Source organism: Sphingobacterium sp. UBA7855 (assembly GCA_002500745.1).
Lineage (GTDB): Bacteria > Bacteroidota > Bacteroidia > Sphingobacteriales > Sphingobacteriaceae > Sphingobacterium.
In genome coordinates this window covers 213,847-234,486 of record DLST01000002.1, presented here as the reverse complement: position 1 = coordinate 234,486, position 20,640 = coordinate 213,847, and the positions used below count along the sequence as shown (strand labels likewise).

General features: G+C 39.5%; 17 protein-coding genes and 2 tRNA genes. 6 read left to right on the top strand and 13 right to left on the bottom strand.

The window, feature by feature from the left end; genetic code table 11:
* Position 1: 1 nt before the first annotated feature.
* The 3 genes from B2107_RS01995 to B2107_RS01985 form a co-directional block, all read right to left on the bottom strand.
* On the bottom strand, positions 2–2,326 hold the full coding sequence (locus tag B2107_RS01995; RefSeq protein WP_293952671.1) for a TonB-dependent receptor: 2,325 nt from the start codon (positions 2,324–2,326) through the stop codon (positions 2–4).
* Positions 2,327–2,463: 137 nt separating this feature from the next.
* Positions 2,464–3,390, bottom strand: a complete 927-nt coding sequence (locus B2107_RS01990) for an alpha/beta hydrolase family protein (protein WP_349682259.1) — start codon at positions 3,388–3,390, stop codon at positions 2,464–2,466.
* A gap of 17 nt (positions 3,391–3,407) precedes the next feature.
* On the bottom strand, positions 3,408–4,277 hold the full coding sequence (locus B2107_RS01985; RefSeq protein WP_293952669.1) for a hypothetical protein: 870 nt from the start codon (positions 4,275–4,277) through the stop codon (positions 3,408–3,410).
* 39 nt (positions 4,278–4,316) lie between these two features.
* Between B2107_RS01985 and B2107_RS01980 the strand changes: the two genes are divergently transcribed.
* Together B2107_RS01980 and B2107_RS01975 are read left to right on the top strand one after the other, a co-directional pair.
* Positions 4,317–5,210, top strand: coding sequence for a DUF4377 domain-containing protein (locus B2107_RS01980; protein ID WP_293952667.1), 894 nt, complete (start codon positions 4,317–4,319; stop codon positions 5,208–5,210).
* Positions 5,211–5,463: 253 nt separating this feature from the next.
* The gene (locus tag B2107_RS01975) at positions 5,464–6,417 is read left to right on the top strand and encodes a glycoside hydrolase family 43 protein (RefSeq protein ID WP_293952666.1); all 954 of its coding nucleotides are present in this window, start codon (positions 5,464–5,466) and stop codon (positions 6,415–6,417) included.
* An 81-nt stretch (positions 6,418–6,498) separates the two neighbouring features.
* On the opposite strand, the gene B2107_RS01970 is transcribed toward B2107_RS01975, so the two are convergent.
* A complete protein-coding gene (locus B2107_RS01970; RefSeq protein WP_293952664.1) occupies positions 6,499–8,718 on the bottom strand; it encodes an NADP-dependent isocitrate dehydrogenase in 2,220 nt (739 codons plus the stop codon).
* Positions 8,719–8,990: 272 nt separating this feature from the next.
* On the opposite strand from B2107_RS01970, the gene B2107_RS01965 reads away from it, so the two are divergent.
* The gene (locus B2107_RS01965; protein WP_293952662.1) at positions 8,991–9,830 is read left to right on the top strand and encodes an aldo/keto reductase; all 840 of its coding nucleotides are present in this window, start codon (positions 8,991–8,993) and stop codon (positions 9,828–9,830) included.
* A gap of 60 nt (positions 9,831–9,890) precedes the next feature.
* Here B2107_RS01965 and B2107_RS01960 read toward each other — a convergent pair whose 3' ends face one another.
* A complete protein-coding gene (locus tag B2107_RS01960) occupies positions 9,891–10,541 on the bottom strand; it encodes a peptidylprolyl isomerase (RefSeq protein WP_293952660.1) in 651 nt (216 codons plus the stop codon).
* Between the two features lie 196 nt (positions 10,542–10,737).
* Between B2107_RS01960 and mgrA the strand changes: the two genes are divergently transcribed.
* Positions 10,738–11,778, top strand: a complete 1,041-nt coding sequence (gene mgrA / locus B2107_RS01955; RefSeq protein WP_293952658.1) for an L-glyceraldehyde 3-phosphate reductase — start codon at positions 10,738–10,740, stop codon at positions 11,776–11,778.
* 57 nt (positions 11,779–11,835) lie between these two features.
* Here mgrA and B2107_RS01950 read toward each other — a convergent pair whose 3' ends face one another.
* From B2107_RS01950 to B2107_RS01940, 3 genes are all read right to left on the bottom strand, one after another.
* The gene (locus B2107_RS01950) at positions 11,836–12,333 is read right to left on the bottom strand and encodes a DUF1697 domain-containing protein (protein WP_293952656.1); all 498 of its coding nucleotides are present in this window, start codon (positions 12,331–12,333) and stop codon (positions 11,836–11,838) included.
* Between the two features lie 9 nt (positions 12,334–12,342).
* Positions 12,343–12,645, bottom strand: coding sequence for an MGMT family protein (locus B2107_RS01945; RefSeq protein WP_293952654.1), 303 nt, complete (start codon positions 12,643–12,645; stop codon positions 12,343–12,345).
* Positions 12,646–12,848: 203 nt separating this feature from the next.
* Positions 12,849–12,922, bottom strand: a tRNA-Arg gene (locus B2107_RS01940).
* Positions 12,923–13,107: 185 nt separating this feature from the next.
* Here B2107_RS01940 and B2107_RS01935 point away from each other — a divergent pair.
* Positions 13,108–13,626 (top strand): YceI family protein, encoded by a 519-nt coding sequence (locus tag B2107_RS01935; RefSeq protein WP_293952652.1) that lies wholly within the window; start codon positions 13,108–13,110, stop codon positions 13,624–13,626.
* A 55-nt stretch (positions 13,627–13,681) separates the two neighbouring features.
* A tRNA-Ser gene (locus tag B2107_RS01930) sits at positions 13,682–13,766 on the top strand.
* A gap of 103 nt (positions 13,767–13,869) precedes the next feature.
* Here the strand turns inward: B2107_RS01930 and B2107_RS01925 are convergent.
* The 5 genes from B2107_RS01925 to B2107_RS01905 all read right to left on the bottom strand — a co-directional run bounded on the left by B2107_RS01925 (position 13,870) and on the right by B2107_RS01905 (position 20,597).
* Positions 13,870–14,235 (bottom strand): response regulator, encoded by a 366-nt coding sequence (locus B2107_RS01925; RefSeq protein ID WP_293952650.1) that lies wholly within the window; start codon positions 14,233–14,235, stop codon positions 13,870–13,872.
* A gap of 68 nt (positions 14,236–14,303) precedes the next feature.
* Positions 14,304–15,134: a CheR family methyltransferase gene (locus tag B2107_RS01920; RefSeq protein WP_293952648.1), complete on the bottom strand. Its 831-nt coding sequence runs from the start codon at positions 15,132–15,134 to the stop codon at positions 14,304–14,306.
* Complete coding sequence (locus B2107_RS01915; protein WP_293952646.1) at positions 15,135–15,506, bottom strand: response regulator; 372 nt, start codon at positions 15,504–15,506, stop codon at positions 15,135–15,137.
* 14 nt (positions 15,507–15,520) lie between these two features.
* Entirely contained in the window at positions 15,521–19,123 is a 3,603-nt protein-coding gene (locus B2107_RS01910) for a response regulator (RefSeq protein WP_293952644.1), read from the bottom strand.
* Positions 19,110–20,597 (bottom strand): ATP-binding protein, encoded by a 1,488-nt coding sequence (locus B2107_RS01905; RefSeq protein WP_293952642.1) that lies wholly within the window; start codon positions 20,595–20,597, stop codon positions 19,110–19,112. Before B2107_RS01905 ends, B2107_RS01910 begins: the two co-directional genes overlap by 14 nt.
* Positions 20,598–20,640 lie beyond the last annotated feature (43 nt).

Genomic DNA, 20,640 nt, shown 5'->3' with positions numbered 1-20,640 from the left:
GCTAAAATTTAAAATTCCAAGTAATCGATGGGATCGTCCCAAATAATGCTATCCGATAAATCTCGGTGACATTGGATTGCCCTTCTTTTTCTCTAAAGTCGATCAAATAAGCATTTTTTCGATTATAGGCATTATAGAGACCAAACGACAAGCTCGAGTAGCTATTCTTTGTCCGCTTAATATCATAAGTTGCTGCCAAATCCAGGCGGTGATAAGCAGGCATCCGCTGCCCATTTCTTTTATCGTAATAAAAGATCGTACGATCGTCAACAAAATATTTCCCCGCGGGCATCGTTACAGCGTCCCCTGTATAGTATACGAAATTCGCACTTAAATTCCACTTCGGATTTAACTGATACTGCGCTACGATCGCTATATTATTTGTTTTGTCCTGACGTGCGTTAAACCATTGACCATCATTAATTTGTTCAAATTGCCGCTCACTTTTGGACAAAGTATAACTCAGCCAGCCGCTGAATCTTCCCAGTCTCTTTTTCAGAAACCATTCAATGCCGTACGCTCTACCTTTTCCAAACAGCAATTCACCTTCCAGAAATTCATTTGCCTGTAGATCGGCGCCATTCCTATAATCAATCTGGTTATTTAAATCTCGGTAATAACCTTCAACAGAGAATTCATATCTGTTGGATGCAAAATTCCGAAAGTAACCAAGCGAATACTGATTGGACAGCTGGGGTTTAATCGTATTATTGCTCAGTACATATTGATCTGTAGGAAGACTACTGGTTGTATTGCTCAATTGATGCAGATACTGAACATTGGTATTAAAAGAAGCCTTTAACGTCGTTAAATCATTGATAGCGTAGTTTAAGGAAACGCGAGGTTCCAGATAGAAGTACTTTTTACCCAACTTGCCATTTCCCACATAGGTAGAATCTACGGCCTCACCTGCAGAATCGAAGGTATAAAATGTACCCGGCCCCAATGTTGCGTAAGCGGATGCCCTCAGTCCGTAATTTAATTTTAAACGATCGGTAATAGACCAGTCATCGGTTAAATAAGCAGCAACATCAGCACCCTTGCGATGTTGAATTTGCAACGAATTCACCTTCGAATCTTCCCCCGCTTCGATACTTGCCGGTCGGATTTCCTGCAAGGCTGCCTGCAATCCAAATTTTAGATTGTGACGGTCCGAAAGATTGTATTGGAAATCTTGTTTAAAATTATAATTAAAGATGTCTGAACGGATTTTAAAGTTGTTATCATCCTCAATCTTAACCTGATAATTGAATTTGCTAAAAATAAGCGTAGTATTGCTAAACAACCTATTGCTCCACACATGGTTCCAGCGCATGGTTCCAGTCGCATTTCCCCAATTGAAATCAAACAAATCATGATAAGCCATCGCATCCTTGCCGAAATATCCAGACAAGTAAAGTGTGTTCCTATCATTGATACGGTAATTAAACTTTGCGTTGAGGTCATAAAAAAATAATGCGCTTTTCTTTATATTTTCATCACTTGAAAGCTTTAAGAAAAGATCGGCATAGGTACGTCTACCGGAGATCATAAATGAGCTCTTGCCTTTTTGAATCGGCCCTTCCAATTTAAGACGCGAAGCAATAAGACCCAAGCCACCTTCTACATTGAAATGCTGGTTGTTTCCATCCAAGGTGGTAATTTCCATGACCGATGATATTTTGCCTCCATATTGGGCTGGAACACCTCCCTTGTAGAAATTCACGTCTTTGATCGCATCGGAATTAAAGGTCGAGAAAAAACCGAACAAATGGGAACTGTTATAGACAGGAGCCTCATCCAGCAAAATCAGATTTTGGTCGCCACCGCCGCCGCGCACATAAAAGTTGCTGCTTCCTTCCCCCCCACTGGTTACTCCCGGAAATAGCTGAATAGTCTTGAGAATATCCTTTTCTCCAAATAGTACTGGAACTTTTTCGATTTCCTTAGGGCTAAACTGTGTCAACCCAGGGGTTAGATCCTTTATTGATTTGCGCCTATTTCCGGTTACGGTAACCTCAGCGAGCTGATTTTCCTCAGGCACCAACTGAATAATATACGTAGAGTCCTTGTCAAGGTGGACAGAAAATGCTTTCGTTCGGTAGCCTACAGATGATACTTCCATCCCTTTGCTGGCATCACGTACAGACAAACTAAAAAAACCATATTTATTTGAAGCGGTGGATTTTTTCTCTGTATCGTTTCTTATGACGGCGCCAATGATATTCTCACCGCTGATACTGTCCCTAACAAACCCAGAAATAGATTTAGACTGTTGACTATACGCTTGCTGCGCGCAGAACAAAATGGAAGAAAAACAAAATACAACCTTTATAGGCTTAAACATAATCGAGTGAAGTCAAAAATTTTGCTGAAAATAATAAAAAAGCCTTACAATTTGTAAGGCTTAATAATAAGTTTATAATTTGTTAGTTAAGGTCTCTGTTTAACAAAAATAGCATTTTATTCATTTACGCCAAATTTTTATCCATTTTTCTTTTCACTTTTCTTCGCTTGATCAAAATATCCTTTAAAAAAAGCCATTTGATAAACAATTGACCGAGACCAGTATTCCCAATTGTGTCCACCTTCACTTGTAACAAAAGTATGATTTATATTATGGTACATCAATTTATCGTGCAGTGCGACATTCACGGTGTAGAAAAAATCTTCCTTACCGCAATCGATGATTAGGCGAAGTTTATTATTGACTAATTTGGGAACCATATTAATAACAACACGATTATCCCATTCTTGCGGTACATCAGCATAATTCCCAATGCGATCTTTAATTTCCCAGTTTAAGGGAAAAGGTCTAAAATCTACCCCACCAGCTGTACTTCCTGCAGCGCCATAGCTATCCTGATGTTTTATGGCCAGCGACAGCGCACCATGTCCCCCCATACTTAAACCGCTAATTGCCCTTCCGCTCCGATCCTTGATCGTCGAATAGTGCTGATCCATATAATCGATCAGCTCTTTGGACACAAAAGTTTCATATTGGTAATTTTTATCATTCGCAACATCCCAGTACCAGCTTCCAAAACCACCGTCAGGACATACCACCATATAACCATATTGATCTGCCAATGCGCTTATACTGGAATTCTTTACCCAATTGCTATAATTACCGGAATAACCATGCAACAGGTAAAGGACCGGATAACTGATTTTGTTCGAGTAATTTTGAGGAAGAATTACGACAGTCTTAATTGCTTTACCCATGGATGGGCTCTGAATGGACAAGGTGTCCACTTTGGCAGCAAAGGCGTTCGTGAGGGTACATAAAAATAAAACGAAGGCAATTAACATAAGCCTAATACCTCTTGAACAAAATAGGCAGTTTTTGATAGGCTCGGTTTGATGAAAATTATGCAGCGAATAACTGAAAATAGGTCTAGTTTTTATCATAAATTTATTGATTTCTTTCAAAAAAATAAAGATAGGATTTTAAAACCAAATGGACGCTCGCTAATTGTATAAAATCCATTTCCCTTGCTATCGAAAGCTATCGCTTCCCCTTGTGGCTCCACCTGATAAGGCAGAATAGCTGGCTTTTGTTGGAGTACCTGTTTCCAGGATTCACTCCGGTTTCTCTGCCAATAGAAAATATGGGTAATATTCTTTACAAGCAACTGTGTACCGGTCGGATCTATAGCGGCGGCAGTAGCAAAAGTAAATGGGAGCTCCGCTACGCTATTTAAAGTGAAATACTGTTGTTTAGAATTTGTAAATACCGCTGCGGAATAAACAGTCGATCGAAATTCACGTTTAGATATTACATACAACATTTTGTCTATTGGATCAATCATAATCGATTCGGCATCTAGACGTTTCTGGCCCGGAAATTTAAGAAAGATAGGCCGAATTGACTTTTTCGAAATAAGCCCAGGATCATCAGCCTGAGGCTCAGGAAATACATAGAGGCATGTCCAGGTTCTTTTCCCGGTATTGTTTCCGATGTCCGCAAGGACGAGAAAATAGGTGTCCCCAATTTTCACCCGATCGATATCCTCACAGTCGACGACAGATACACCTTCGAGTGAAAACGTCTTCAGTAGTTTGGCCTGACGATCGATTAAATAAATAGTTGCACCATCACCACTATCATTATGCACCCAAAAATTGCCCTCCCGATAAGCCGGTGTGATACCCGACACCTCTTTCAGTTGTGGATCCGTCAATTCCCCAAGGGCAATTTGCGTTTTAAAATAATCCTTCCTATTTTGGCTGTAAACCTGCAGACTTAACAGAGAAAATACAAGTAGCAGGCACAGATTCACCCGTGCAATATTCATGTTTAAAGATACGTTTTTATTGATATTTACACTCTAATTATGAAGAAGCCTTCCACATACAGTTCATTGCTCCTTTTTTTAACACTCTTACTCCCCTGTCAAAACTTACTTGCCCAGAGCTCTTCATTTCGCGTAAAAGTAAAATCTGGTCTTCGGCAAACACCGCCGTATCTTGTCAAATACTACAACAGCAAAGATTGGGAAAAATTCTATGCCGAAATCTTGCAATTTGATTATGACCCCAAATTTGACTACGACATCAGGATCCTCAAACGTCAAAACGGTTCGCATTCGACATATACCTTAGCAAAAACGATTACAAAATCACTATCGGAAGATACAGCGGTGGCCACATGGGAAGTTGGAGAAAACTACGTGAATGCCCAGAGCCTTGGCAAACTGAAATGCCTGCAGGTAAAATCTGACAAAAGGAATAAATGGGAATACCTCACGTCAACAATTCAAGGTTTCGATTACCAGGAAGGCTACCGTTACCGTATTCGTGTAAAACAAACGAAACAAAAAGATACAGACTCCGTCAGTTATAGTTTAATTGAAGTCCTGTCGAAAGAACGTGCAAATGAACTGCCCAGTGTGGCCGCATTTCTTGCTCGTTTTAAATGGAATCTACTTCAGCTAAATGGAAAGGATGTTAGCTCCAGCAAAGCAAGTATCGGGTTCGATGCCAAAAATGGCACGATTACCGGCACAACGGGATGCAACAATTTTTGGGGAAATTTTACCATTAAAGACGATAAAATCAGCTTTCTACATCTAGCAAGCACCATGCGCGCCTGCAATGGCATAAATATCGAAAATAACTTTTTTCAAATTTTTGAACAAAAACAAATTCAATTTGACATAGCCGAACAAACCTTAAATTTATATAACGACAGAAAACTAGTGATGATTTTTGGGTTGGAGCGAGAATAAAAAAACACCCAAAGTCTGGGAGACTTTGGGTATCTTAGCCATATTATTAACCTATTTTATGAAAAGTATTTATGCCATTTGGAAATGACATAAACAAATATGTGAAATAAATCGGAAACAATCGAAAGCATAATAATATTTTAACAAAATTTTAACATTTCAAAAAACAATGAGACAAATGGTCATATAAATGATTCATTTAGTCATATCCCAATCAAATCTATCCCGTACCTTACAAGTTTAAACCGACATAATGATTAAAACATTTTTAACATCAACAACTTTACTTTTAACCGCGACACTTTTTGCCCAGAAGAATCCTGTTATCACTGGAAACTACGCTGATCCTGAAGGTATTATCTATGGCAATAAATATTGGATATTTCCAACCTATTCGGCGCCTTATGAAGAGCAGATATTCTTTGACGCGTTTTCATCTTCCGATTTGGCCACCTGGACAAAACATAGCCGTATCTTGGAGAACAGCAACGTTAAATGGGCGAAAAAAGCCATGTGGGCACCTGCAGTATTGGAAAACAAGGGCAAATATTATCTGTTTTTCGGAGCCAATGATGTGCATCAGGGAGAGATCGGAGGCATTGGGGTCGCTGTGGCTGACAAGCCAGAAGGCCCTTATAACGACCTATTGGGCAAACCCTTAATCAACGATATTATCAATGGCGCTCAGCCGATAGATCAGTTTGTTTTCAAAGATAAAGACGGCACTTTCTACATGTATTACGGTGGCTGGAAGCACTGCAATATGGTCAAACTTAAACCAGATTTCACAGGCCTGCTCCCTTTTGATGATGGTACCTTTTACAAGGAAATCACCCCTAAGGATTACGTCGAAGGACCATTTATGTTTATAAAAGATGGAAAATATTATTTCATGTGGTCGGAAGGTGGCTGGACAGGCCCCGACTACAAAGTCGCTTATGCCATCGCCGACTCGCCCTTTGGCCCTTTTGAGCGCATCGGGACAATATTGGAACGGGATCCTGAAGTCGCTGTTGGCGCCGGACATCATTCAGTCATCAAGGTACCCAACGAGGACAAATATTTTATTGTCTATCACCGTAGACCGCTTGGCAAAGATGGAGCCAATGAGCGGGTAACCTGCATCGAAGAAATGAAATTTGACAAAAATGGACATATCATACCTGTTAAGATGACCTTTACAGGTGTCAAACATCCATTAAAATAGCAGAATTACTTCTTTTTTGCAAACAACAAAAAAGCCCAGATCAATCGAACTGGGCTTCTTTGTTATGAAAGCAATTACCGCTTAAATGCTGGAAATTGCATTATTCAATGTTTCAGATGGACGCATTGCCTTAGCTGCCAATTCATCATTCGGGAAATAATAACCACCGATGTTTTGTGCATGCCCTTGAGCCGCGATCAACTCTTCATTGATTTTCGCTTCATTTTCTGTTAACACATTTGCAACGGTCGCAAATTTCTCCGCTAATTCAGCATCTTTTGTTTGCGCTGCCAAAGCCTGAGCCCAGTATAATGTCAAGTAGAAATGCGACCCACGGTTATCGATCTGACCAACTCTGCGTGCCGGAGATTTGTCATTAGCCAAGAATTTCTCCGTTGCTTCATCCAATGTCTCCGCCAATACCAGCGCTTTTGGATTATTTTGTGTTTGAGACAAGTGTTCCAAAGAAGCACCAAGTGCCAAGAATTCGCCTAATGAATCCCAACGCAAGTAACCTTCTTGAAGGAATTGTTCTACGTGTTTCGGAGCCGAACCACCAGCACCTGTTTCAAATAAACCACCACCATTCATCAATGGAACGATCGACAACATCTTAGCTGATGTACCCACTTCTAAGATCGGGAATAAATCCGTCAAATAATCACGTAATACGTTACCAGTCACGGAAATAGTATCTTCGCCTTTACGAATACGTTCCAAAGAGAATTTCGTCGCATCAATCGGAGATAAAATACGAATATCCAGACCAGTTGTATCAAAGGTTGGCAAGTATTTTTCTACTTTTTTGATGATTTCTCTATCATGTGCGCGGTTTTCATCCAACCAGAATACAGCTGGTGTCTCAGATAGACGGGCACGATTTACAGCCAATTTCACCCAGTCTTGAATCGGAGCATCTTTCGTTTGACACATACGGAAGATATCTCCTGTCTCTACTTTTTGCTCCATGAAAACATTTCCTTCCGCATCAACCACACGAATAACTCCGTTTCCTGCAGCTTGAAAAGTTTTATCATGGGATCCGTATTCCTCAGCTTTTTGCGCCATCAAACCTACGTTTGGCACAGAACCCATTGTTTTTGGATCTAAAGCACCATGCTCCTTACAGTCTTCAATTGTCGCTTCGTAAACGCCAGCGTAACAACGATCAGGAACCATAGCAATCGTATCTTCTTCTTGACCGTCTTTATTCCACATCTTACCACCGATACGGATCATTGCTGGCATAGAAGCGTCAATAATTACATCAGAAGGTACGTGGAAATTTGTAATACCTTTATCCGAATTTACCATCGCTAAAGCAGGACCATTTGCGATAGCAGCGTCTATAGCAGCTTTCACTTCAGCCTCTTTTGCATGACCTGCGATTTTAGCATAAACCTCGCCTAAACCGTTATTTTTATTGATACCCAGTTCTTTGAACAAATCGCCATATTGCGCAAAAACATCTGCAAAATAAGTTTCAACAACAGCACCAAATATAATCGGATCAGAAACTTTCATCATTGTTGCCTTTAAATGTGCAGACAACAATACCCCTGCAGCTTTCGCTTCAGCGATAGCATCAGCTACAAAAGCTTTCAATGCAGTTAAGCTCAACGTTGAAGAATCAATAACTTCACCCGCTTTCAATGCAGAAAGTCCTTTTAATTCTGTTACTGCACCTTGCGCATCAACAAACTCAATTTTGAATTGACCATCATTTTCAACGGTTACAGATTGTTCTGAACCATAGAAATCACCTGAAGTCATCGATGCAACCTTTGTTTTAGAATCTTTCGCCCAAGCACCCATTTTATGTGGATTTGCTTTTGCATAATTCTTAACTGCTTTAGGTGCACGGCGATCTGAGTTTCCTTCACGTAATACAGGATTTACAGCAGAACCCAATACCTTTGCATACTTAGCTTTGGCTGATTTTTCTTCATCTGTGGTCGCTTCATCAGGATAGTTCGGAACAGCATATCCTGCTTGCTGTAATTCAGCGATAGCACCTTTTAACTGCGGAATTGATGCGGAGATATTCGGTAATTTAATGATGTTTGCTTCAGGAGTTGTTGCCAACTGTCCCAACTCAGCCAATGCATCAGTAATTTTTTGATCTTCTTTTAAAAATTCTGGAAAGCTAGCAAGAATACGGCCTGCTAAAGAGATATCTCTCAATTCAACATCGATACCAGCTGTAGCTGTAATCGCTTGAACGATAGGCAAAAACGAATAAGTCGCTAATAAAGGAGCTTCATCTGTTTTTGTCCAAACAATTTTTGATTTGTTTGACATAGTAATCTATTAGAAATATGTTTAATTTTTAATGCTATGTGAAATCATTGAAAAATCTGAATTTCTCAAAATTCGCCTAAAGATAAGAATTAATGCCATAATTAACGAGGAATTGCACCCCTTTTGACAATAAAATTGTGAAAATAAATATATTTTGGCAATACAGAATAAGTCGCTTCAGCTCCACCCAAAAGTATTCCTCTTGACATTTCAGTGACCGGATACTACAGGCGAAATCCTATTTTAGCTCAAATTAAAAAACACAACTGACAATGAAAACATTCAAATTGAACAATGGAGTTGAAATTCCGGCAATTGGATTTGGAACTTGGCAAATTCCCGAGGGCGAAGAAGCTTATCAGGCAGTTAAAGAAGCTCTTGCCGCTGGATACACACATATTGACACTGCAGCTATATATGGAAACGAAAAGAGTGTTGGAAAGGCTATAAAAGACAGTGGTATAGATCGTAATTCACTGTTTATTACAACAAAACTCTGGAATACCGAACGTGGATACGATAAGACAATTGCTGCATTTGAAAAATCACTCAGCGATCTACAATTGGACTATCTCGATCTTTACCTGATTCACTGGCCAGCCAATGAAACACAATTTGCAAACTGGGCTGACATCAATGCGGACACCTGGCGAGCTTTTGAGCATCTGTATCAACAGGGAAAAATAAAAGCGATCGGTGTGAGTAATTTCCCAAAAGACTACCTCGCCAAATTATTGGAGTCAGCGACAATCGTACCTGCCGTGAACCAAATTGAATTTCATCCGGGTTATCTTCAGAAAGATACCGTGGCGCTCTGCCAATCCAATGACATCCTTGTTCAGGCTTGGTCACCCCTGGGTTCGGGCAGAATATTACAGGATGAAACACTCGTTGCACTGGCTAAGGAAAAGAATACAAGTGTTGGACAAATCTGTATCAAATTTGCCTTATCTCAGGGCATCTTGCCGCTGCCAAAATCAACCAATCCCGATAATATAAAACGAAATTTAGCTATCGACGATTTTGAGCTGACAGCAAGCGATATCAAAACTATCCTCGATTTACCTGAAATGGGGTTTTCTGGATCGGACCCTAAAAAAGTCGCTTTTTAACTTCACAAACAGCCCCTTGCTGGATCCGCTTCATACGACGTCCAGTAAGGGTTTATAAAATTATTTACTAATCTCGACAATCTCGAAAGGCACTTTTTGAAGTGGATAATCTTGATTGTCCGTTTTTAGCTGGCTAATCTTCATGATTACCTCAAAACCTTCATAAATTTCACCAAAAACAGTAAAATCATGATCCAGTCTGGGCTGCCCACCATTGGTAAGGTACTCTTTCCTTTGTGCAGCAGTATATTTTATACCTTTCTTTAATTCCAAACTGTGGAGTTCCGCTGCTGTCATTTTCTTCCCCACAACAAAATAGATTTGATTCAAAAAAGATGCCTTTTCGGGGTTCCCGTCTCGTCCCGCGCCAAGTGCTCCCATTTTATGAAAAGCACGATCGTCGAATTCCGCTGCCAGCCGTGGCTGTTGATGAAGAGGATCTGCAGCCTCACGTTTTGCAATATCTATATCATGCTCTCCGCCCTGTACAACAAAATTTTCGATAATCCGATTAAATAAAGCGTCGTGATAAACATGATCTCGAATTGAACGCAAAATTAAATCACGATGATGAGGTGTATAGTCATAAAGAACAACTTTAAAATTACCGAATTCGGTTTTAAAAAGCAGATGTTTTGACTGTGCATAACCATTAAATACAGTAATCAAGACAAAATATAGCGTGATTTGAACTTTCCTTATCGCTTCCATAAAACAATTCTTTAGTGTGTATAAAAATACATAAAATTTAGTTTTGCGAAAGCCAAATTAGAACAGTTTTCTCTATGTCTCGTAATTAAAATAGCACACGATTCATCGTAAAGTTCCCCTCACTCCAAAAACTTACGAGCAAAACTTGCAAATAAGCAAAAATTTATCTTAGTTTATAGGAAACTTATTCAATACTATGCAGTATATACCAAATTCAGCCCGATACCGTAATATGATCTATAACCGCTGCGGGCAATCCGGCCTTTTATTACCAGCAATATCTTTAGGCATGTGGCATAATTTCGGAGACGATACTCCGCATCAAACCAAAGCAGATATCTGTACAACGGCATTTGACCTCGGCATTACGCATTTCGATCTTGCAAACAATTATGGACCACCTGCTGGAAGTGCTGAAAAAGCCTTTGGACAAATTTTACAGGAACAATTTCACGGCCTACGGGACGAAATCATCATTTCATCAAAAGCAGGTTATCACATGTGGAGTGGACCCTATGGAGAATGGGGTAGCCGTAAATATCTGATCGCAAGCTGTGAACAATCACTTAAACGACTGGGTATCGACTATGTTGATATCTTCTATTCCCATCGCTTCGACCCTAACACACCATTAGAAGAAACCATGTTAGCGCTAGATCATTTGGTCCGCAGCGGAAAAGCGCTTTATGTAGGTATTTCATCTTATAATTCCCAAAGGACTAAGGAAGCTTATGCGATCCTAAAATCATTAGGGACACCCTTCATTATTCACCAGCCCAGCTATTCCATGCTTAATAGATGGGTAGAAACTGATGGCTTACTTGATACCTTGGAGTCGATTGGAATTGGCTCTATTGTATTTTCGCCGCTGGCGCAAGGCATGCTCACCGACAAGTACTTGCATGAAGTCCCTCAAGACAGCCGCGCTTCGCAATCAAAATCACTTCAGAAAAAATTCCTAAACGAAGAGAATCAGAAAAATATCCTTTCTTTACATGCTATCGCACAGCGTAGAGGACAATCTCTAGCGCAGATGGCTATCGCTTGGGTCCTACGTAAGAAACAGGTTACATCTGCGCTGATCGGTGCATCAAAACCACAGCAAGTTAAAGATTGTGTAGGTGCACTAACAAATTTGTCTTTTAGTCAAGATGAGATTCAAGAAATTGATCTCTATGCAAAAGACGGTCATATTAACATCTGGGCTCAATCCGCAGAGATCGATCAAGAACGATAAATTAAAACTGATAAAAGTATTGAAAAGATAGAGAGCCCAAGTAGAAATGGGCTCTTTTTATGATTCGCCCATGTTTTGCAATATCTTCCCAAAAGTATTTATATTACGGCTTGTCATTTTATTTTTCAAATGCTTTTTCCGCAACACGTTTCCAAACGCCGAATCCAAGGTATTCCCTTTGGGCACTCGCCAATAAAAAATAGCATGGACTATTTCAGCATTCTCCCCAGGCAAAGGGATTGAATGGTTGAATTCGCCCATCAATATCCTTTCGATGCCGTCGAGTCCAACAAATGCATATACATTATAATCGTCATGCATGTCGAAAGGATTATTTTTCTCGAGCAAACACACTTCTTCCTTTGACCGGATAAACAAGGAAGCATCATAGAAAAAATGTGTCGACATGCATTCTTCCATTAACCGCTCAAGGAGTTCTGCCGGCTGGTCAGACGAAAAGATAATATTTCCAGAAGCCATTATGGATGTGACATCAGCCATCTTAATATCAATTCCTTTCACATTCATTCCACGTAGGAAAGCACAGGATCTCATTTCTTTAAATTAATCATTTAATTCCTTTATTGGATCCCAGAACAACTTTTTAAAATCCTTAACTCGACAGTTCTTTATAACAAGTCCCTCTGCTTCCAAACGTTCCTGAAATCCAGGCACTGCTAGCATCCCCCCACTTGAAATTACTCGGTGGGCCGGAACATCGGCCGGGCATCCACCCATTGCCTTGCCAACATGCCGCGAATGATTGGGATAACCTAGGGCCTTGGCAATCGCCCCATAGGTCGTCACCCGTCCATGTGGAATCAATTTAGCCACTTCATATACTTGTTTTTTGAATCTCTCCTCCATATTAACACGCTTTTTAGTAAACAAAATTATTAATATGGAGAGTCAAACGACAGCGCTCTAAATACGACATATCGATCATTTACCCAAAACTTTCGATATGATCCTTATGATCCCCAATTCTTATGTGATTTAAAAATATTAGGTAATGCGTGAAAGTACCACACACAAAAAGCCCCTTTATGCTAAATAAAAGAGCTTTTTAGTACGCCAATCAGGATTCGAACCTGAGACCGTCGGTTTAGAAAACCGATGCTCTATCCAGCTGAGCTATTGGCGCGTTTCTTTTGGTAATGCAAAAGTAGACATTTGCTTCATATTTCCAAAATATCAATTCGATTTTTTTGTGGTTTTCCAATAACTCGTTGCATTTCAACAAGATTATTTTATTGATGTAGGTCAAACAAAATAAATAAAACAGCTGTTACCTTTGTGTTATTAAACAAATAATAAAAACATAAAATTATGGCACAAGGAAAATGGGAATTAGACGCTGCACATAGCGAGATAGAATTCAAAGTAAAACACATGATGATCACAAACGTTAAAGGAAACTTTGACATTTTTAAAATAGATGTTGATGCAGCGGGAGAAGATTTTAAAAATGCGCTTGCGAAAGTAGTTATTGATACGGCATCTATCAACACGCGTAATGAACAACGCGATGGCCACCTCAAAAGCGCAGAATTCTTTGATGTAGAAAAATATCCAGAGATTACGTTTGAAGCAACGAGTTTAGAAAATGATGAGATTAAAGGAAATCTGACGATACGTGATGTTACTAAGCCCGTATCATTCGACTTAGAGTTTGCTGGCATACAAAAAGATCCTTGGGGCAATACCAAAGCTGGGTTTATCGTAGAAGGTAAAATAAAACGTTCGGAATTTGGACTTAGCTGGAATGCTGCACTGGAAACAGGTGGCGTGATGGTAAGTGATGAAGTAAAATTTAGTGCTGATATTCAGCTTATAAAAGCTCAATAAGCTCAATTTATAAAATAAAATTTGGTGGAAGAGCAAAAATTCGTACTTTTGTCGCGGAGAGTTGGCAGAGTGGTCGAATGCGGCGGTCTTGAAAACCGTTAACTGTCACAGGTTCGGGGGTTCGAATCCCTCACTCTCCGCAGAAAAAGCCTTTCAGAAATGAAAGGCTTTTTTATTTTGTAAGGAACTCTACCAAGTGAAGAACTAAACCATTGCTGGTAGCAGATCCGCATACCAATTGTGTTAAGCGATATATTTATGTACAATATTTTCCAGATCTTCCAAATCAAATGGTTTGGATAGAAAATCATCTGCTCCGGCGCGATCAGCCAGCGATTGAATATCGTTGTTCGCTGAAACGTAAATTACGGGAATATGATTAAATCGAACATCCGCTTTCAGCAGCCTAGTTGCTTCAACACCTCCTATATTAGGAATCCAATTGTCCATCAAGATGAGATCAGGCTTTGAAGATTCGACCCGTGGGATAATATCATGAGAAGTTTCGGAAACTTCAACATTCAACCCTAAATCCATTAATACGACAGTTATGACTTCCAAAATAATGGTATCGTCATCAAATATTAATACAGTTTTTGTTTTACTCATAAAATAGTTAAAATACTTTACTCCCTACGTTTAATATTGGATAAAAAATCATATCTACATGCATACAGCTACAAGGTATAAAGTTTTTTCCAAATTTTATGATTGCCAACAGCCGTAAAGTTATGCTGAATGCTAGAAAATCGTATCGTTTCTTTACTACCTAAACCTAAATATCCTAAATTTTCAAGACTCGAGTCGAATAATTTAAAAACTCGTTCCTGCAATTCCTTATTGAAGTAAATCAATACATTGCGGCACAAAATCAATTGAAAACTGTTAAACGAAGTGTCGGACACCAAATTATGCGTTGATATAATCATTTTTCTTTTCAATTCATCATCAAATTTTGCACACTCATAATTGGCAGTATAATAATTCGAAAAGTCCTGCTTTCCCCCTGATTCCATATAATTTTCAGAGAAAGTCCTGACCAAGCTCAATGGATAAACGCCATTACGCGCAATCTCAAGAACTCTAGGATTAATATCTGTTGCATAAATCAACGACTTATGGTATAGATTAGCTTCTTTTAACAAAATGGCCATAGAATATGCTTCTTCACCTGTAGAGCAGCCAGCAACCCAGATCCGTATTAAAGGATAGGTACCCAATTGAGGAAGAATTTCTTCTCGAAGTTCCCGAAAAAATAGTGGGTCCCGAAACATCTCTGTCAAATTTACCGTAATCTCTTCAACGAAATGTTGTAGAAATTCGGCATTGTCTTTCAAAGCAAATCGCAGTTCAGCAAAGCTTGCCAATCGATCGTTGGTCATTATTCGATTAATCCTTCTCTTAATGGAGGCTCTACTGTACTGCAAAAAATCATAGCCATATTGACGGTATATATCCTCAAGCAAGATATCAACCTCATGGTCTCCTATCATATTATAGCCCAACATCTAAATCAATCTTTCAATTTCAAGCGTCAATTTATCAACGTCAATAGGTTTAGAAATATAAGCTTGCGCCCCGGCATGTAAACATTTTTCTCTATCCCCACTCATCGCTTGTGCCGTAACAGCTACAATAGGTAACCGACTATTGGAATTCAACTTTCGGATTAACTGTATTGTTTCATAACCGTCGACCTCCGGCATCATCATATCCAACAAAACCAGGGCAATCTGATCGTCCGTTTTCAATAGTCGGATCGCATCCAGAGCTGAATTACTGCTCAACACCCGATATCCGTTGGCCTTTAGAGTCAAACGCAATGCAAAGATATTTCGCTGATCGTCATCTACAATTAATATCACCTTATTTTGATCCATATATCCAAACTTCCTTAATTATCATATAACCACACACGCAATAAAGACAGCAATTGATCAATATCCACCGGTTTGGAAATATAATCAGACGCACCAGCCTGAATGCATTTCTCCCGATCACCAATCATCGACTTTGCCGTAACAGCAATAATTGGTAGTGCTCCGTATTGGGAATTCTGACGGATATTTTTGATCGTCTCATAGCCATCCATCTCAGGCATCATCATATCCATCAGCACGATATCGACGGATTCTCCCGAAGCAAGGACATCTAAGGCCTCTTTTCCATCCATGGCCGGAAGGACCTTTACTTTAAATTTCTCCAAAGCTTTGGTCAAGGAATAGATATTTCGAACATCATCATCGGCTATGAGTACCCTCTTTCGTTTCAACACATCGGTTAATGACCCTAATCCATTATTCTTTCTTTTTATATCATCTGCATTATTGACTTCTATTAAATGCAAAAACAACCCGACTTCATCAAGAATACGCTGATAGGAATGTGCAGTCTTCACCACAACGGAATCTGCATATTTCTTTATCTTGAGTTCCTCAGATTTGGACAGATTTTTTCCGGTAAAGATGATGATAGGTAAGTTTTCAAGACCTTCATGCTGCTTAATAGCCTCCAAGGTATGGTATCCCATTTCATCGGGCACCCCCATATCCAAAATTACACAATCAACATCGGCCGTGCGCAAAGCCGTGATACTGTCTTCAACATTATTTTTTACTTCAAGGGCGATATTAAAACTACTTAAAAAATAAGATAGTGCACTGGCATGTTTGGGATTTTCCTCCACAATAAGTACTTTCTTCGGAGAGGACTTTAGAGCCAATTCAATCTTTTGAAATATGTTTGTCATTTGCTCTAAAGCAACAGGCTTATTTATGAAATCAATCGCTCCTTTTAATAAACTTTCTTTTTTTACCGATAGGGAGGACATGACATGCACGGGAATATGGCGTGTTGCCTTGTCACCCTTCAATCGATCCATAACTGCCCATCCATCCATTACGGGCAATTGTATATCCAATAAAACAGCAGCAGGTTTGTATTTTAATGCTGCAGGCAAAGCGTGGTCACCACGCACCACCACAACACCCTTATACGTTTGTTTGCGTGTATACTGCAATAGGGCCTTAGCGAAATTAACGTCGTCCTCTACAATCAATATTACCTTGTCATCCTCTTTAATCGTATCTCGGTCATCAGGTACTTCCTCTGGGATGGGAATCGTTAATGGATCATAACCATCCTCTCTAATGAGCTCAATGACGTCCTCCACCTCTGAAGATATCTCATCAACAAGCTTCTCTTCTTTCGTCAGTACCTCACGGACCTCATTTTTATATTTTGGAATAACAAACAAAAATGTACTGCCTTTCCCCTCCGCACTCTCCAACCTAATCTCTCCACCCAAAAGACGCGCAATTTCACGGCTAATAGAAAGTCCTAAACCTGTACCGCCATACTTTCTTCTGGTCGATCCATCTGCCTGTTGAAAAGCTTCAAAAATGATTTTTTGCTTCTCAAGGGGTATACCGATACCAGAATCAACAACGGCAAAAACCAACTTATCCTTATCCTGGGAATCTTCGTAAATATCCAAGCGTACCTCACCTTCCTTGGTAAATTTTATTGCGTTCGAAATCAAATTGCGAAGAACTTGGTCTATCCGAAGACGATCGCCCTCAAATCTTGCAGCCACCTCATCACTGATATTCGTTTTGAAAATCAATCCCTTTTCTTGTACAACCGGCAAAAACAGACTATTTAAATCTGATAGAATGTCGTTTAGATCCAACGTCGTATATTCCACAGTCATCTTGCCGGATTCAATTTTAGAAAGGTCTAAGATTTCATCAATAAGTGTTAATAAACTTGATCCCGAACTCTGAATGACTTTGGCAGACTCAATCTGATCTGAATTCAGATTCTCGCTGACGTTCTCTGACAGCAACCGCGAAAGTAGCAAAATTGAATTGAGCGGGGTACGGAGTTCGTGGGACATATTGGCTAAAAATTCCGATTTATATTTCGTGCTCATCGCCAACTCCTCGGCCTTCAGTTGAATTTCCTTATTGCGTTCTGCAATCATTAGATTTTTATCTTCGAGCAATCTAGAACGCTCTTCCAGCTCTTTATTGGATTGTATAAGTTCCTCCTGTTGAACTTTTAATTCCTCTTCCGAAGACTGAAGACGTAGCGTTTGAGCCTCCAGTTCTGCATTTAAACTCTCAAGTTCTGCATGTTGTGTCAACAGCTCTTCAGACTGCACTTGGGTCTCTTCCAATAATGTTTGAATCTTTGCACGTCCTTTGGCGGACATCAACGCAATGCTTATCTGCCTGGCACACTCATGGAGAAAGGTTAATTCAACTGCAGTAAAATTATTCATTTGACCGATTTCTAATACCCCTAGCACTTTATCTTCAACCAATAAAGGTAAGAATTGAATATAAGGCACATTAATTTTTCCATTCGCAAAACTTACTACATATTCCCCCGTATTAATATTATTTAGAGCTTTTGTTTGCCGGTCAATATACACCTGACCGATATATCCTTCGCCAGGTAAGAAAGATTTCTGCACCTGACTATCCAGTCCATAGGTACCCATTAATAGTAATCTCTCTTCATTAAAAATATAAATTGCACCACTAACCGCATCCATATAGCTCACAAGGGTTTTAATGGAATCCGAAGCAATCGCATCTTCGTTTTTATTCCCCATTAATTCTATATAGAGTTGAGCATAACCCGCATGCAACCAGTCATTATCAGTAAGTTGTCCAAAGGATTTCTGCAGCGCTTTAGACATCCTGTTAACAGATTTCGCTATCGCGCCAAGATCGTCATCCTCCAATTCTTCCACTCTTACATCGTATTCTCCCAATGCGATACGATTAGTAATCCTTTGGATTAAATTTAAACGTTTTGAAATTACTTCATCCTTTTCCCGAAGTGATTTTTCAAGCGTTAGGCGCTTTTTGAAATCTCTCCTTAACCGAACATAAAAATAACTGGTAATAATAAGAGAAAGTAAAGCACTGATTACAATAAATAATGTTGTAATTAAAGAGGAATTATCCAGTTTAGCCGATTTTCGGTCAATATGCTCATCCTCATATCTAATAATTTCATCGATAATATGACGGCATTTGTCCATCACCATTTTACTGCGATCCAACTGCGCAGCACTAACCACCCCACCCTTTCTTTTGGTAGCTACCGATTCCTTTAAAATTTCCATCCTCAAGTTTGCTGCTGTTAGGAAGCTATCCACCTTAACTCCTTGTACTGGATCCTGATGAGTTAGCATCTCCATTTCCTTTAATTCGGCAGGTAAATTTGATAATGCATTATCAAAGGGCTCTAAATAGCTCTCCTTTCCAGTTAACAGAAACCCCCGATTCCCAGTTTCAGCTCCTTGCAAAGAATTAAGGGCGGTATTCGATAGATTGATAATCTTTCTTGTCACAGCAAGCTCCCGACGATGCCTGTTTTGTTCCTCAATCCCGATATAGGAAGCCGTAGAACTCATAAGCAGTACAATCAATGAAAAACCGATTCCCCAAGTTATATTACTGATTATCTTAGCATTTGGCATCCTCGGGTATAGTTACAGGTAAAGTAAAGGAAAACGTAGCTCCTTGTCCACCCGAACTCTCAACAGAAATCGTTCCTTGGTGAGCACGAATAATTTCAGCGCAGATATAAAGCCCTATGCCGAGTCCCTGAAAATCAAAAGACGTTTCTTCTACACGATAAAATTTCTCAAAGACATCGGCCTGCTTTTCTACAGGTATTCCTATTCCGAAATCAATGACACTGATTTTTACAGTATCGCCAATAACAGTACAGTCGACAATTACTTTTTCCGTACCAGCAGCATATTTATAGGCATTGGTCAAAAAATTTACCAGCACCTGTTCAAGGCGGATCTCATCACCATAAATCTGTACATCTGTAATATCACCTGTTCGTAGCAGTTTCATATTGCTTTGCTCATGCGTCTGAACAATGGAGTCTATCGCACTTTTCACCATATGCTCAAGCGGAAATACTTTTTTATTAATCAACAACTTCCCATTATCGATCTTTGAGAGATCCAAAAGGTCAGAAATTAGACTATTGAGTTTGTCTACCTGCCCCTGCACCCGTGTTACATATTTTGCTTCGGCACTCTCTTCATCTAATTTTAGCTTTCGATCCAGTAATTGCATGTATGCCTTTATGCTTGTCAATGGTGTTTTCAACTCGTGACTAGCGATACTAAGAAACTCATCTTTTTCCTTTTCTGCCTTTTTCTGTGCGTCAATATCCGTAAATGTTCCTACCCATTTACTTTCGCCTTTTTCTAAAATAGGCCACACACGCAAGAGTTGATACAGATATTCACCACAAGTACGTCGTTGAATGCGAACCTCCATTTCTAGTGGCTTTCCCGAACGAAGACTGGCATGAAGCTCCTGCTCAATAGACGGATCGCCAGGATATGTTTGCGGAAACTTTACAGCATCATCGGAAAACTGAAACCAGCGACCATTTACAAAATCAATAGTCCCCTCATGATTACATGTAAATGCAATTTGTGGTAAAGACTCCAGAAGTGTATGCAAATAGTCTACCTTCGAACTTAACTCTTTCTGTGCCTCCTTTCGCCGTTCCACTTCCAGTTCTAATGTTTGTTGAACATCTTTAAGTGCTTGCGTCTGTTCATATAACCGATAAAATGTCTTTACTTTCAACAGGAGAATATCAGGATCAACAGGCTTGGTCACGTAATCCAAACCGCCCGAATTGTACCCTTTCGTGATAAAACGTTTATCCGTATTTACAGCAGACAAAAATATTATCGGGGTTTCTTTCGTTTTGCTAAACCCTGCAATATTTTCAGCGACTTCAAAGCCATCCATATCCGGCATCTGAACATCCAGTATAATTAATGCATAATTATATTTTAAAATCTTCTTTAGAGCTTCCTCCCCAGATTGAGCGGTATCAACTTCAAAATTCTTGGATTCAAGTAACTTTTGTAACGAGTAAATATTATCCGGATTATCATCAACAATTAATATCATAGTGTATTTGAACTTAGCATCAAGGTTAACAAATCTAAAAAAA